The organism is Pseudomonas corrugata, assembly GCF_050920615.1.
Taxonomy (GTDB): domain Bacteria; phylum Pseudomonadota; class Gammaproteobacteria; order Pseudomonadales; family Pseudomonadaceae; genus Aquipseudomonas; species Aquipseudomonas corrugata.
This window is the reverse complement of sequence record NZ_CP130434.1, coordinates 6,061,322-6,076,495: the sequence shown is the minus strand read 5'-3', so window position 1 is coordinate 6,076,495 and position 15,174 is coordinate 6,061,322. Positions and strand designations below refer to the sequence as shown.

Sequence of the window (15,174 nt, the reverse complement as noted above, 5' to 3'; positions counted from 1 at the left end):
ATGAATGTTGATTTCTAGTCTTTTGATTAGATCGTTCTTTAAAAATTTGGGTATGTGATAGAAAGATAGACTGAACGTTACTTTCACTGGTAACGGATCAGGCTAAGGTAAAATTTGTGAGTTGCTCTCATGAGCAAGATCGAATTTTCGGCGAATGTCGTCTTCACAGTATAACCAGATTGCTTGGGGTTATATGGTCAAGTGAAGAAGCGCATACGGTGGATGCCTTGGCAGTCAGAGGCGATGAAAGACGTGGTAGCCTGCGAAAAGCTTCGGGGAGTCGGCAAACAGACTGTGATCCGGAGATGTCTGAATGGGGGAACCCAGCCATCACAAGATGGTTATCTTGCACTGAATACATAGGTGCAAGAGGCGAACCAGGGGAACTGAAACATCTAAGTACCCTGAGGAAAAGAAATCAACCGAGATTCCCTTAGTAGTGGCGAGCGAACGGGGACTAGCCCTTAAGCTTCTTTGATTTTAGCGGAACGCTCTGGAAAGTGCGGCCATAGTGGGTGATAGCCCTGTACGCGAAAGGATCTTAGAAGTGAAATCGAGTAGGACGGAGCACGAGAAACTTTGTCTGAATATGGGGGGACCATCCTCCAAGGCTAAATACTACTGACTGACCGATAGTGAACTAGTACCGTGAGGGAAAGGCGAAAAGAACCCCGGAGAGGGGAGTGAAATAGATCCTGAAACCGTATGCGTACAAGCAGTGGGAGCAGACTTTGTTCTGTGACTGCGTACCTTTTGTATAATGGGTCAGCGACTTATTTTCAGTGGCGAGCTTAACCGAATAGGGGAGGCGTAGCGAAAGCGAGTCTTAATAGGGCGTCTAGTCGCTGGGAATAGACCCGAAACCGGGCGATCTATCCATGGGCAGGTTGAAGGTTAGGTAACACTGACTGGAGGACCGAACCGACTACCGTTGAAAAGTTAGCGGATGACCTGTGGATCGGAGTGAAAGGCTAATCAAGCTCGGAGATAGCTGGTTCTCCTCGAAAGCTATTTAGGTAGCGCCTCATGTATCACTGTAGGGGGTAGAGCACTGTTTCGGCTAGGGGGTCATCCCGACTTACCAAACCGATGCAAACTCCGAATACCTACAAGTGCCGAGCATGGGAGACACACGGCGGGTGCTAACGTCCGTCGTGAAAAGGGAAACAACCCAGACCGTCAGCTAAGGTCCCAAAGTTATGGTTAAGTGGGAAACGATGTGGGAAGGCTTAGACAGCTAGGAGGTTGGCTTAGAAGCAGCCACCCTTTAAAGAAAGCGTAATAGCTCACTAGTCGAGTCGGCCTGCGCGGAAGATGTAACGGGGCTCAAACCATACACCGAAGCTACGGGTATCACGTAAGTGATGCGGTAGAGGAGCGTTCTGTAAGCCTGTGAAGGTGAGTTGAGAAGCTTGCTGGAGGTATCAGAAGTGCGAATGCTGACATGAGTAACGACAATGGGTGTGAAAAACACCCACGCCGAAAGACCAAGGTTTCCTGCGCAACGTTAATCGACGCAGGGTTAGTCGGTCCCTAAGGCGAGGCTGAAAAGCGTAGTCGATGGAAAACAGGTTAATATTCCTGTACTTCTGGTTATTGCGATGGAGGGACGGAGAAGGCTAGGCCAGCTTGGCGTTGGTTGTCCAAGTTTAAGGTGGTAGGCTGAGATCTTAGGTAAATCCGGGATCTTAAGGCCGAGAGCTGATGACGAGTTACCCTTTGGGTGACGAAGTGGTTGATGCCATGCTTCCAAGAAAAGCTTCTAAGCTTCAGATAACCAGGAACCGTACCCCAAACCGACACAGGTGGTTGGGTAGAGAATACCAAGGCGCTTGAGAGAACTCGGGTGAAGGAACTAGGCAAAATGGCACCGTAACTTCGGGAGAAGGTGCGCCGGTGAGGGTGAAGCACTTGCTGCGTAAGCCCACGCCGGTCGAAGATACCAGGCCGCTGCGACTGTTTATTAAAAACACAGCACTCTGCAAACACGAAAGTGGACGTATAGGGTGTGACGCCTGCCCGGTGCCGGAAGGTTAATTGATGGGGTTAGCTAACGCGAAGCTCTTGATCGAAGCCCCGGTAAACGGCGGCCGTAACTATAACGGTCCTAAGGTAGCGAAATTCCTTGTCGGGTAAGTTCCGACCTGCACGAATGGCGTAACGATGGCGGCGCTGTCTCCACCCGAGACTCAGTGAAATTGAAATCGCTGTGAAGATGCAGTGTATCCGCGGCTAGACGGAAAGACCCCGTGAACCTTTACTATAGCTTTGCACTGGACTTTGAATTTGCTTGTGTAGGATAGGTGGGAGGCTTTGAAGCGTGGACGCCAGTCTGCGTGGAGCCATCCTTGAAATACCACCCTGGCAACTTTGAGGTTCTAACTCAGGTCCGTTATCCGGATCGAGGACAGTGTATGGTGGGTAGTTTGACTGGGGCGGTCTCCTCCTAAAGAGTAACGGAGGAGTACGAAGGTGCGCTCAGACCGGTCGGAAATCGGTCGTAGAGTATAAAGGCAAAAGCGCGCTTGACTGCGAGACAGACACGTCGAGCAGGTACGAAAGTAGGTCTTAGTGATCCGGTGGTTCTGTATGGAAGGGCCATCGCTCAACGGATAAAAGGTACTCCGGGGATAACAGGCTGATACCGCCCAAGAGTTCATATCGACGGCGGTGTTTGGCACCTCGATGTCGGCTCATCACATCCTGGGGCTGAAGCCGGTCCCAAGGGTATGGCTGTTCGCCATTTAAAGTGGTACGCGAGCTGGGTTTAGAACGTCGTGAGACAGTTCGGTCCCTATCTGCCGTGGACGTTTGAGATTTGAGAGGGGCTGCTCCTAGTACGAGAGGACCGGAGTGGACGAACCTCTGGTGTTCCGGTTGTCACGCCAGTGGCATTGCCGGGTAGCTATGTTCGGAAAAGATAACCGCTGAAAGCATCTAAGCGGGAAACTTGCCTCAAGATGAGATCTCACTGGAGCCTTGAGCTCCCTGAAGGGCCGTCGAAGACTACGACGTTGATAGGCAGGGTGTGTAAGCGCTGTGAGGCGTTGAGCTAACCTGTACTAATTGCCCGTGAGGCTTGACCATATAACACCCAAGCAATTTGCTTGCTCCGAGCTGAAAAGCACAGGGCACCAGATTGCGGTGTGTGAAGACGAAACGAACCGAAAGTTCGAACTGACTCAGCAGCAACACACAAACTATCGCATACCCATTCGCTGGAACGTTGCCCCTGCAACGCGCTGGCTACCGAATTTCTTGACGACCATAGAGCGTTGGAACCACCTGATCCCATCCCGAACTCAGAAGTGAAACGATGCATCGCCGATGGTAGTGTGGGGTTTCCCCATGTGAGAGTAGGTCATCGTCAAGATTAAATTCCGAAACCCCTATCTGCTGACGCAGGTAGGGGTTTTGTTTTTGCCCGCAGGAAAGGTTCCTCTGTGTTTCTATGCAACTGTCCTGCGCATGGCTATCATGCGGGCCTCATTGTCAGGGCGCAGTTCGCATGCTCACGTTGCTAAAACTTCTGAAGGATGGCCGCTTTCATTCCGGGCAGGCGCTAGGCGCTGCGCTGGGTGTCAGTCGTAGTGCTGTGTGGAAGCAATTGCAGCACCTGGAGGCAGAACTGGGTCTAACTGTTCATAAGATCAGAGGCCGGGGGTATCAATTGGCCAGGCCATTATTACTTTTGGACGCGACCGAGATTGATGCCAAGGGGGCTTGCGAGTGGCCTGTCCATATATTCGATTCCACCGACTCCACCAATGCTGAGGCGCTGCGCTCCGTAGAGCGCGGGGTGGCGGCGCCGTTCCTGGTTTTGGCTGAGCGGCAGACTGCTGGTCGGGGTCGTCGCGGTCGAAAGTGGGTCAGCCCCTTTGCAGAAAATCTCTATTACAGCCTGGTGTTGCGTATAGATGGCGGTATGCGACAGATAGAAGGACTGAGTCTCGTCGTGGGGCTCGCTGTCTTGCGCACTTTGCATGAGATGGGGATTCAGCAGGCGGGTCTGAAATGGCCTAACGATGTATTGGTCGGTGATAGAAAGATTGCGGGGATATTGCTTGAGTTGGTGGGGGATCCGGCTGACGTCTGCCACGTTGTCCTGGGAGTTGGGATCAATGTGAATATGCAATCCAGCGAGGAAGTTGACCAGCAGTGGACGTCCATGAGTCTTGTGGCGGGGCACTACTTCGATCGGAATGAGCTGGTGGCACGATTGGGTGAGAATCTCCGGCGATATCTGAAGCTGCACCAGGCATCGGGATTTGCCGCAATACAGCCAGAGTGGGAGCAGCATCATCTGTGGCAGGGGCGGGCAGTATCATTGATTGCGGGTGTCAATCAAGTCGATGGAGTTGTGCTGGGTATCGATTGCCAGGGCGCGCTGCGTTTGAAGGTGGATGGCGTGGAAAGAAGTTTTAGCGGTGGTGAGCTCAGTTTGAGGTTGCGTGATGATTCTTGAGCTCGATTGCGGCAACAGCTTTATCAAGTGGCGCGTACTCCGCGCTGACGGTGTTACGTCGGTCGACGGAGGTGTGGTCGGTTCTGACAGCGATCTGCTGGCTTGTCTGAGCGACGCTGGAAAGTTTCAGCTCGTAAAATGCCGTCTTGTCAGCGTGCGTACCCAGGAAGAAACCGAATCGCTGGTTTCTGCGCTGGTTGATGCGTTCGCAGTGTCCGTGGCGCGTGCTGTGCCGAGCCGAGAAATGGCTGGCGTTCGAAATGGTTATGAGGATTACGAGCGGCTGGGCCTGGACCGATGGTTGGCTCTGCTAGGAGGATTTCACCTGGCCTCGGGTGCCTGTCTGGTGCTCGACTTTGGTACTGCCGTTACAGCCGATTTCGTGGCCGCAGACGGTGGGCACCTCGGAGGCTTCATTTGCCCGGGCATGCCGTTGATGCGCAACCAACTGCGCACTCATACCCGGCGGATTCGCTATGACGATCTGGCTGCCGAGCGTGCACATGAGAGTCTCGCTCCCGGGCGGACGACTGTCGAAGCTGTAGAGCGAGGTTGCATGCTGATGCTCAGGGGGTTTGTTCTGACCCAGCTTGAGATGGCGCAGCAGTATTGGGGAGAGGATTTCGTTGTGTTTCTGACGGGAGGGGACGCTAATCTGGTTTCCGGTATTGTCCCTGGCGCCAGGGTGGTGCCTGATCTGGTTTTTGTCGGCCTGGCGATGGCCTGTCCTTTGTCCTGAGGTTTCTATGCGGTGGCTGTTCCTGTTATTGCTGGTCTTGAACGCTTTCTATTACGTCTGGCATCAACAGGAAGCCCCGCTTCGTGCCAAGGACGTCACTCCTCTAAGTTTGTACCGCGGCTCGCAACAGGATATTCACCTCTTGAGCGAGACGGCAGACGCGCTTGTCAGGCGCGATTCGGGGAAGCTCGCTGAGACACAAAAAACGTGCGTTTATCTCGGTGGCTTTGCCCGTTCGGAAATGAACAGGCAACTGGAGCAAAAACTGGCCCTGCTGGGTGTCGTGGCTCGCGCCGCCGCTGCGGGTTCGCCTGAGACCGGATTCTGGGTCCAGGTTTCGCCAGAAAGTGCCGGGAAGGTGAATGAAACCTTCCTTCAAAACCTTTCTAAAGAATTCAATGAGTTAAAACATAAAATAATGCCTTGTGAGGGGGTTGCACCCGCGGGGTAGTTTGCATAGAATGGCGCCCGCTTCGCAGTGAAGACTTTTAATGGTCAACGATACGAAGCGTAGTCAACGCAGCTAACCTCAGGTTTTTAATGAGAAAAATGCTTGACAGAAGGCTGGCATGATGTAGAATGCCGGCTCGCTTAGGAGGGGTTCCCGAGCGGCCAAAGGGATCAGACTGTAAATCTGACGTCTACGACTTCGAAGGTTCGAATCCTTCCCCCTCCACCAGTTTCTAGTGTGAGCTGCAAGCTCCGCGGGTATAGTTTAGTGGTAGAACCTCAGCCTTCCAAGCTGATGATGCGGGTTCGATTCCCGCTACCCGCTCCAAGTTTGCAGGTTGTGCAAAGTTTTTCGCTCTTGTAGCTCAGTTGGTAGAGCACACCCTTGGTAAGGGTGAGGTCAGCGGTTCAAATCCGCTCAAGAGCTCCATATAACAAGGCAGATATGAAAATATCTGCCTTTGTTTTAATGGCTTGTGTGACTTGCTAAATTCTTCTCCTAGGGGTGATTTCGATGGCTAAGGAAAAGTTCGAACGTAATAAGCCGCACGTCAACGTCGGTACCATCGGTCACGTCGACCACGGTAAAACCACTTTGACCGCTGCTCTGACCCGCGTCTGCTCCGAAGTTTTCGGTTCGGCCAAGGTTGACTTCGACAAGATCGACAGCGCCCCGGAAGAAAAAGCACGCGGTATCACCATCAACACCGCTCACGTTGAATACGATTCGGCCGTGCGTCACTACGCACACGTTGACTGCCCAGGTCACGCCGACTACGTAAAAAACATGATCACCGGTGCTGCCCAGATGGACGGCGCGATCCTGGTTTGCTCGGCCGCTGATGGTCCGATGCCACAAACCCGTGAGCACATCCTGCTGTCCCGTCAGGTAGGCGTACCGTACATCGTTGTCTTCCTGAACAAGGCTGACATGGTTGACGACGCTGAGCTGCTGGAACTGGTTGAGATGGAAGTGCGCGACCTGCTGAGCACTTACGACTTCCCAGGTGATGACACTCCAATCATCATTGGTTCGGCTCTGATGGCTCTGAACGGCCAAGACGACAACGAAATGGGCACCACTGCTGTCAAGAAGCTGGTGGAAACTCTGGACAGCTACATCCCAGAGCCAGAGCGTGCTATCGACAAACCGTTCCTGATGCCAATCGAAGACGTATTCTCGATCTCCGGTCGCGGTACTGTTGTGACTGGTCGTGTTGAGCGTGGCATCGTCCGCATCCAGGAAGAAGTTGAGATCGTCGGTCTGCGCGACACTCAGAAAACTACCTGCACCGGCGTTGAAATGTTCCGCAAGCTGCTGGACGAAGGTCGTGCTGGCGAGAACTGCGGCGTGCTGCTGCGCGGCACCAAGCGTGACGACGTTGAGCGTGGCCAGGTTCTGGTCAAGCCAGGCACCGTCAAGCCGCACACCAAGTTCGTTGCAGAAGTTTATGTTCTGAGCAAGGAAGAAGGCGGCCGTCATACTCCGTTCTTCAAAGGCTACCGTCCACAGTTCTACTTCCGTACAACTGACGTGACCGGTAACTGCGAGCTGCCAGAAGGCGTTGAAATGGTAATGCCGGGTGACAACATCCAGATGACTGTCACTCTGATCAAAACCATCGCGATGGAAGATGGTCTGCGTTTCGCTATCCGTGAAGGCGGTCGTACCGTCGGCGCTGGCGTCGTAGCCAAAGTCATCGAGTAAATAGTTGTAATGTCTTTTTCGGGCCGGCATAATGGTCGGCCTGATTTTGTTTTAGGTCAGTAGCTCAATTGGCAGAGCGACGGTCTCCAAAACCGTAGGTTGGGGGTTCGATTCCCTCCTGACCTGCCAGATTCACTCGGTGTGTCTGGCTTTCTTTTCACAGGATCTTCATAGATGACTCCTAAAGCTGAAGCTCAAGGCTCTCGCTTCGATCTGCTCAAGTGGCTAGTGGTAGTCGCTTTGGTGGTTGTTGGCGTTGTTGGCAATCAGTATTTTTCTGCTTCGCCGATCCTGTACCGTGTACTCGCATTGCTTGCTATCGCTGCTGTTGCCGCCTTTGTAGGTCTGCAAACAGCCAAGGGCAAGTCTTTCTTTGTACTCGCTAAGGAAGCTCGCACCGAGATTCGTAAAGTCGTATGGCCGACTCGCCAAGAAACCACGCAGACCACGTTGATCGTTGTGGCTGTCGTTCTGGTTATGGCGTTGCTGTTGTGGGGGCTTGATTCCCTGCTCGGTTGGCTCGTTTCCTTGATTGTTGGCTAAGGGTGTCCCGTGGCTAAGCGTTGGTACGTTGTGCATGCTTACTCGGGTTACGAGAAGCATGTTATGCGCTCGCTGATAGAGCGTGTGAAGCTGGCTGGCATGGAAGATGGCTTTGGCGAAATTCTGGTTCCCACTGAAGAAGTGGTTGAAATGCGTAATGGCCAGAAACGCAAAAGCGAACGCAAATTCTTCCCAGGTTATGTGCTGGTGCAGATGGACATGAACGAAGGGACTTGGCACTTGGTCAAGGATACCCCTCGGGTGATGGGCTTTATCGGTGGTACTGCTGATAAGCCTGCACCAATCACGGATAAAGAAGCAGAAGCAATTCTGCGTCGTGTTGCTGATGGTAGCGACAAGCCGAAGCCGAAAACACTGTTTGAGCCAGGTGAGGTGGTGCGAGTCACTGATGGTCCATTCGCTGATTTCAATGGCACGGTTGAAGAAGTTAACTACGAAAAGAGCCGGATTCAGGTCGCAGTGCTCATTTTCGGTCGCTCTACTCCGGTAGAGCTCGAGTTCAGTCAGGTCGAAAAGGTCTGATCGAACAGGCATCCCAACCCCGCAGTCCAAGGCTGTGGGGTTTTGTCGTCACTGGGATAAACGCGCAAGTAACCGGGGAGCCTTTCGAGGCGTTCGAACCCGTAATTGGAGTGCCTCATGGCCAAGAAGATTACCGCTTACATCAAGCTGCAAGTGAAGGCCGCTCAGGCTAACCCAAGCCCACCTGTTGGTCCTGCTCTGGGTCAGCACGGCGTGAACATCATGGAATTCTGCAAGGCTTTCAACGCCCGTACTCAGGGTCTTGAGCCAGGTCTGCCGACTCCAGTGATTATCACTGTCTACAGCGACCGTAGCTTCACTTTCGAAACAAAGAGCACCCCTGCTTCGGTTCTGCTGAAGAAGGCTGCAGGTTTGACCAGCGGTTCCGCTCGTCCAAACACCGTTAAGGTTGGCACCGTTACCCGCGCTCAGCTGGAAGAAATCGCGAAAACCAAAAACGCGGATCTGACTGCAGCTGACATGGATGCAGCCGTGCGTACTATCGCCGGTTCTGCTCGTAGCATGGGCCTTAACGTGGAGGGTGTGTAATGGCTAAGCTGACCAAGCGTCAAAAGGCTATCGCCGGCAAAATCGAAGCAGGCAAGGCCTACAACTTTGTAGACGCCGCGGCCCTGCTGGCTGAGCTGTCGACTGTCAAGTTCAGCGAGTCGTTCGACGTTGCTGTAAACCTGGGCGTTGACCCACGTAAATCCGACCAGGTCGTTCGTAGCGCTACCGTGCTGCCACACGGCACTGGCAAGACTGTCCGTGTTGCTGTTTTCACCCAGGGCCCAGCAGCTGAAGCTGCTCTGGCTGCCGGCGCTGATCGCGTAGGCATGGACGATCTGGCTGCTGAAATGAAAGGCGGCGACCTGAACTATGACGTAGTAATCGCATCCCCTGATGCCATGCGCGTTGTGGGTCAGTTGGGTCAGATCCTCGGTCCACGTGGTCTGATGCCTAACCCGAAAGTCGGCACCGTAACGCCAGACGTAGCCACCGCGGTCAAGAACGCCAAGGCTGGTCAGGTTCGTTATCGCACCGACAAAAACGGCATCATCCACACCTCCGTTGGCAAGATCGGTTTCGACGCCGTCAAGCTGAAGGAAAACGTTGAAGCGCTGATCGCTGATCTGAAGCGTATCAAGCCGGCTTCCTCGAAAGGTATCTACGTCAAGCGCGTTACCCTGAGCACCACCATGGGCCCAGGTCTGGTCATCGACCAGAGCTCGCTCGACGCGTAAGACACAGATTGGCGCAAGCAATTGCGCCAATTGAAAAATTGGGGTCCCTGCCTGGCGGGGGCTATCCAAGACCGTAGGCGACGCAAGTCTTAAACCAACAGCCTACGCAGATGGTGCTCCCGGTTCCTTACCGAATCAGACACCAAAACGACATTCGGTTCCGATCGGATGAAACGGTAACAAGCAGGAGTTAAACCCGTGGCAATTAAACTCGAAGACAAGAAGGCCATCGTCGCTGAAGTCAACGAGGCTGCCAAAGTTGCTCTGTCCGCTGTCGTGGCTGATGCCCGTGGCGTAACAGTAGGCGCTATGACCGGACTCCGTAAAGAGGCCCGCGAAGCTGGTGTTTATGTACGTGTCGTACGTAACACCCTGCTGAAGCGCGCTGTTGAAGGCACTCAATATGACGTGCTCAACGACGCGTTCGTCGGCCCGACCCTGATTGCATTCTCGAAAGAACATCCGGGCGCTGCTGCCCGCATCTTCAAAGAGTTCGCAAAGGGTCAGGATAAGTTCGAGATCAAGGCAGCTGCGTTCGAGGGCAAGTTCCTCGCAGCTAACCAAATCGACGTACTGGCAACTCTGCCGACCCGTGACGAAGCAATTTCTCAGCTGATGAGCGTGATTCAAGGCGCTACCAGCAAGTTGGCTCGTACTCTGGCGGCAATTCGCGATCAGAAAGAAGCTGCTGCGGCCTGAGGCTGAGCGTTTCCTTTCTCGCGTATTTTTGTTTATTTCGATGGCCGTGCCGGCTATCCCCCAATTCAGGAATTGAGTCATGTCTCTGACTAACGAACAAATCATCGAAGCAATCGGCGAAAAATCCGTAATGGAAATCGTTGAGCTGATCAAGGCAATGGAAGAGAAGTTCGGCGTTACCGCCGCTGCTGCTACCGTTGCTGCTGCTGGTCCAGCTGCTGTCGTTGAAGAACAAACCGAGTTCAACGTTGTTCTGACCGCCGCTGGCGACAAGAAAGTCAACGTGATCAAGGCTGTTCGCGAACTGACCGGTCTGGGTCTGAAAGAAGCCAAGGAGAAGGTTGACACCGCTCCTCAGGTTATCGCTGAAGGCGTTTCGAAAGAAGCTGCTGAAGACGCGAAGAAGAAGCTGGAAGAAGCAGGCGCTTCCGTCGAAGTTAAGTAATTTCGACCTTGCGTCTCCAGCCCGAGCGTCAAGCGAAAGGCTGATGGCTGGTGGCTCTTGCCACCGGCCTTTTTCCGTTATTGGCAGCCGATTGGGTCGGTGTTGATGACGAGCTGTAACCACCCGAGGCGGTGGCGCAAACCATGGGGTTTGCACGATTTTCTGGCTGCTCCCGTCGGGGGGAGCCAAACAAGCAGGTGACCAAGCTGGGGAACGCTGATGGCTTACTCATATACTGAGAAAAAACGTATCCGCAAGGACTTTAGCAAGTTGCCGGACGTCATGGATGTGCCGTACCTCCTGGCCATCCAGCTGGATTCGTATCGTGAATTCTTGCAAGCGGGAGCGACTAAAGATCAGTTCCGCGACGTGGGCCTGCATGCGGCCTTCAAATCCGTTTTCCCGATCATCAGCTACTCCGGCAATGCTGCGCTGGAGTACGTCGGTTATCGCCTGGGCGAACCGGCATTTGATGTCAAAGAATGCGTATTGCGCGGTGTAACTTACGCCGTACCTTTGCGGGTGAAAGTGCGCCTGATCATTTTCGACAAAGAATCGTCGAACAAAGCGATCAAGGACATCAAAGAGCAAGAAGTCTACATGGGTGAAATCCCCCTGATGACTGAGAACGGTACCTTCGTAATCAACGGTACCGAGCGTGTAATCGTTTCCCAGCTGCACCGTTCTCCGGGCGTGTTCTTCGACCACGACCGTGGCAAGACGCACAGCTCCGGCAAACTGCTCTACTCCGCGCGCATCATTCCTTACCGCGGTTCCTGGTTGGACTTCGAGTTCGACCCGAAAGACTGCGTATTCGTGCGTATCGACCGTCGTCGCAAACTGCCAGCATCGGTATTGTTGCGTGCGCTCGGCTACACCACGGAAGAAGTTCTGGACGCGTTTTACACCACCAACGTCTTCCATGTGCAGGGTGAAAACCTCAGCCTGGAACTGGTGCCTCAGCGCCTGCGCGGTGAAATCGCGGTCCTCGATATCCAGGACGACAAGGGCAAGGTTATTGTCGAGCAGGGTCGTCGTATCACCGCTCGCCACATCAACCAGCTGGAAAAGGCCGGGATCAAAGAGCTGCAGGTGCCTATGGACTACGTCCTCGGTCGCACCACGGCCAAGGTCATCGTGCACCCGGCTACCGGCGAAATCCTCGCAGAGTGCAACACCGAACTGAGCACCGAGATCCTGGCGAAAATCGTCAAGGCTCAGGTCGTTCGTATCGAAACTCTGTACACCAACGATATCGACTGCGGTCCGTTCATCTCCGATACGTTGAAGATCGACTCCACCGGCAACCAACTGGAAGCGCTGGTCGAGATCTATCGCATGATGCGTCCTGGCGAGCCACCAACCAAGGATGCCGCGGAAACGCTGTTCAACAACCTGTTCTTCAGTCCTGAGCGCTATGACCTGTCTGCGGTCGGCCGGATGAAGTTCAACCGTCGTATCGGTCGTACCGAGATCGAAGGTTCGGGCGTGCTGAACAAGGATGACATCGTTGCAGTACTCAAGACCCTGGTCGACATCCGTAACGGCAAAGGCATCGTCGATGACATCGACCACTTGGGTAACCGTCGCGTTCGCTGCGTAGGCGAAATGGCCGAGAACCAGTTCCGTGTTGGCCTGGTGCGTGTAGAGCGCGCGGTCAAGGAACGTCTGTCGATGGCTGAAAGCGAAGGCCTGATGCCGCAAGACCTGATCAACGCCAAGCCGGTAGCGGCGGCGGTGAAGGAGTTCTTCGGTTCCAGCCAGCTGTCCCAGTTCATGGACCAGAACAACCCGCTGTCCGAGATCACCCACAAGCGTCGTGTCTCCGCACTCGGCCCAGGTGGTCTGACCCGTGAGCGCGCAGGCTTCGAAGTTCGTGACGTACACCCGACCCACTACGGTCGCGTCTGCCCGATCGAAACGCCGGAAGGTCCGAACATCGGTCTGATCAACTCCCTGGCCGCCTATGCGCGCACCAACCAGTACGGCTTCCTCGAGAGCCCGTACCGTGTGGTGAAAGACGCTCTGGTCACCGACGAGATCGTGTTCCTGTCCGCCATCGAAGAGGCCGATCACGTTATCGCTCAGGCCTCGGCCACGATGAACGACAAGAAGGTGCTGATCGACGAGCTGGTAGCTGTTCGTCACCTGAACGAGTTCACCGTCAAGGCGCCGGAAGACGTCACCCTGATGGACGTGTCGCCCAAGCAGGTTGTTTCGGTCGCAGCGTCGCTGATCCCGTTCCTTGAGCACGACGACGCCAACCGTGCGTTGATGGGTTCGAACATGCAGCGTCAGGCTGTACCGACCCTGCGTGCCGACAAGCCGCTGGTAGGTACCGGCATGGAGCGTAACGTTGCCCGTGACTCCGGCGTTTGCGTCGTGGCTCGTCGTGGCGGCGTGATCGATTCCGTCGATGCCAGTCGTATCGTGGTTCGTGTTGCCGATGACGAAGTGGAGCCGGGCGAAGCCGGTGTCGACATCTACAACCTGACCAAATACACCCGCTCGAACCAGAACACCTGCATCAACCAGCGTCCGCTGGTGAGCAAGGGTGATCGGGTCCAGCGCAGCGACATCATGGCTGACGGCCCGTCCACCGACATGGGTGAGCTGGCGCTGGGTCAGAACATGCGCATCGCGTTCATGGCGTGGAACGGCTTCAACTTCGAAGACTCCATCTGCCTGTCCGAGCGTGTGGTTCAGGAAGACCGCTTCACCACGATCCACATCCAGGAACTGACCTGTGTGGCCCGTGACACCAAGCTTGGCCCAGAGGAAATCACTGCGGACATCCCGAACGTGGGTGAAGCTGCGCTGAACAAGCTGGACGAAGCCGGTATCGTTTATGTAGGTGCCGAAGTAGGCGCTGGCGACATCCTGGTCGGCAAGGTCACACCGAAAGGCGAGACCCAGCTGACTCCGGAAGAAAAGCTGCTGCGTGCCATCTTCGGTGAGAAGGCCAGCGACGTTAAGGACACCTCCCTGCGCGTGCCTACTGGCACCAAGGGTACCGTCATCGACGTACAAGTCTTCACTCGCGACGGCGTTGAGCGTGATGCACGTGCACTGTCCATCGAGAAGACTCAGCTCGACGAAATCCGCAAGGACCTGAACGAAGAGTTCCGTATCGTTGAGGGTGCAACTTTCGAACGTCTGCGTGCAGCGCTGGTTGGCCACAAGGCCGAAGGCGGCGCCGGCCTGAAGAAAGGTCAGGAAATCACCGACGAAGTCCTCGACGGTCTTGAGCATGGCCAGTGGTTCAAACTGCGCATGGCTGAGGACGCGTTGAACGAGCAGCTCGAGAAGGCTCAGGCTTACATCGTTGATCGCCGTCGCCTGTTGGACGACAAGTTCGAAGACAAGAAGCGCAAGCTGCAGCAGGGCGATGACCTGGCTCCGGGCGTACTGAAGATCGTCAAGGTCTACCTGGCAATCCGTCGTCGCATCCAGCCGGGTGACAAGATGGCTGGTCGTCACGGTAACAAGGGTGTGGTCTCCGTGATCATGCCGGTTGAAGACATGCCGCACGATGCCAACGGCACTCCGGTCGACGTCGTCCTCAACCCGCTGGGCGTACCTTCGCGTATGAACGTCGGTCAGATCCTTGAAACCCACCTGGGCCTCGCGGCCAAGGGTCTGGGCGAGAAGATCAACCGCATGCTCGAAGAGCAGCGCAAGGTCGCTGACCTGCGCAAGTTCCTGCACGAGATCTACAACGAGATCGGCGGTCGTAACGAAGAGCTCGACAGCTTCTCCGACCAGGAAATCCTGGATCTGGCGAAGAACCTCAAGGGCGGCGTTCCAATGGCCACTCCGGTGTTCGACGGTGCCAAGGAAGTTGAAATCAAGGCCATGCTGAAACTGGCAGATCTGCCAGAAAGCGGCCAGATGCAGCTGTTCGATGGTCGTACCGGCAACAAGTTCGAGCGTCCGGTTACCGTTGGCTACATGTACATGCTGAAGCTGAACCACTTGGTGGACGACAAGATGCACGCTCGTTCTACCGGTTCTTACAGCCTGGTTACCCAGCAGCCGCTGGGTGGTAAGGCGCAGTTCGGTGGTCAGCGTTTCGGGGAGATGGAGGTCTGGGCACTGGAAGCATACGGTGCTGCATACACTCTGCAAGAAATGCTCACAGTGAAGTCGGACGATGTGAACGGTCGGACCAAGATGTACAAGAACATCGTGGACGGCGATCACCGTATGGAGCCGGGCATGCCCGAGTCCTTCAACGTGTTGATCAAGGAAATTCGTTCCCTCGGCATCGATATCGATCTGGAAACCGAATAACACGTGACGCGAATCGAGAGCGGGGCTGTCCTGCCCGCTCTCTGC

General features: G+C 54.9%; 11 protein-coding genes, 4 tRNA genes and 2 rRNA genes. All 17 read left to right on the top strand.

What is annotated here, in order from left to right; genetic code table 11:
- The first annotated feature begins 195 nt into the window (after positions 1–195).
- Positions 196–3,087, top strand: a 23S ribosomal RNA gene (locus QZH45_RS27300).
- A gap of 170 nt (positions 3,088–3,257) precedes the next feature.
- Positions 3,258–3,373: ribosomal RNA gene (gene rrf, locus QZH45_RS27295) — 5S ribosomal RNA — on the top strand.
- A gap of 135 nt (positions 3,374–3,508) precedes the next feature.
- A complete protein-coding gene (gene birA, locus QZH45_RS27290; protein WP_024776664.1) occupies positions 3,509–4,465 on the top strand; it encodes a bifunctional biotin--[acetyl-CoA-carboxylase] ligase/biotin operon repressor BirA in 957 nt (318 codons plus the stop codon).
- On the top strand, positions 4,455–5,204 hold the full coding sequence (locus QZH45_RS27285; protein WP_024776663.1) for a pantothenate kinase: 750 nt from the start codon (positions 4,455–4,457) through the stop codon (positions 5,202–5,204). The genes birA and QZH45_RS27285 overlap by 11 nt, the downstream gene beginning before the upstream one ends.
- Positions 5,205–5,211: 7 nt before the next feature.
- On the top strand, positions 5,212–5,655 hold the full coding sequence (locus QZH45_RS27280; RefSeq protein ID WP_024776662.1) for a hypothetical protein: 444 nt from the start codon (positions 5,212–5,214) through the stop codon (positions 5,653–5,655).
- A gap of 143 nt (positions 5,656–5,798) precedes the next feature.
- Positions 5,799–5,883: transfer RNA gene (locus QZH45_RS27275), tRNA-Tyr, on the top strand.
- 25 nt (positions 5,884–5,908) lie between these two features.
- Positions 5,909–5,982 (top strand) — tRNA-Gly (locus tag QZH45_RS27270).
- Between the two features lie 26 nt (positions 5,983–6,008).
- Positions 6,009–6,084, top strand: a tRNA-Thr gene (locus QZH45_RS27265).
- Positions 6,085–6,168: 84 nt separating this feature from the next.
- Entirely contained in the window at positions 6,169–7,362 is a 1,194-nt protein-coding gene (tuf, locus tag QZH45_RS27260; RefSeq protein WP_053191465.1) for an elongation factor Tu, read from the top strand.
- 53 nt (positions 7,363–7,415) lie between these two features.
- Positions 7,416–7,491 (top strand) — tRNA-Trp (locus QZH45_RS27255).
- A gap of 45 nt (positions 7,492–7,536) precedes the next feature.
- Positions 7,537–7,905 (top strand): preprotein translocase subunit SecE, encoded by a 369-nt coding sequence (gene secE, locus QZH45_RS27250; protein WP_024776457.1) that lies wholly within the window; start codon positions 7,537–7,539, stop codon positions 7,903–7,905.
- A gap of 9 nt (positions 7,906–7,914) precedes the next feature.
- Positions 7,915–8,448 carry a transcription termination/antitermination protein NusG gene (nusG, locus tag QZH45_RS27245; protein WP_010443972.1) on the top strand — a complete coding sequence of 178 codons (534 nt, stop codon included), beginning with the start codon at positions 7,915–7,917 and terminating at the stop codon, positions 8,446–8,448.
- A 117-nt stretch (positions 8,449–8,565) separates the two neighbouring features.
- Positions 8,566–8,997, top strand: a complete 432-nt coding sequence (gene rplK / locus QZH45_RS27240) for a 50S ribosomal protein L11 (RefSeq protein ID WP_003176435.1) — start codon at positions 8,566–8,568, stop codon at positions 8,995–8,997.
- Positions 8,997–9,692 (top strand): 50S ribosomal protein L1, encoded by a 696-nt coding sequence (gene rplA / locus QZH45_RS27235; RefSeq protein ID WP_003186095.1) that lies wholly within the window; start codon positions 8,997–8,999, stop codon positions 9,690–9,692. Before rplK ends, rplA begins: the two co-directional genes overlap by 1 nt.
- 198 nt (positions 9,693–9,890) lie before the next feature.
- On the top strand, positions 9,891–10,391 hold the full coding sequence (gene rplJ / locus QZH45_RS27230) for a 50S ribosomal protein L10 (RefSeq protein WP_024776458.1): 501 nt from the start codon (positions 9,891–9,893) through the stop codon (positions 10,389–10,391).
- Positions 10,392–10,470: 79 nt separating this feature from the next.
- Entirely contained in the window at positions 10,471–10,836 is a 366-nt protein-coding gene (gene rplL / locus QZH45_RS27225; RefSeq protein WP_024776459.1) for a 50S ribosomal protein L7/L12, read from the top strand.
- Between the two features lie 219 nt (positions 10,837–11,055).
- A complete protein-coding gene (gene rpoB / locus QZH45_RS27220; RefSeq protein ID WP_024776460.1) occupies positions 11,056–15,129 on the top strand; it encodes a DNA-directed RNA polymerase subunit beta in 4,074 nt (1,357 codons plus the stop codon).
- Positions 15,130–15,174: the final 45 nt, after the last annotated feature.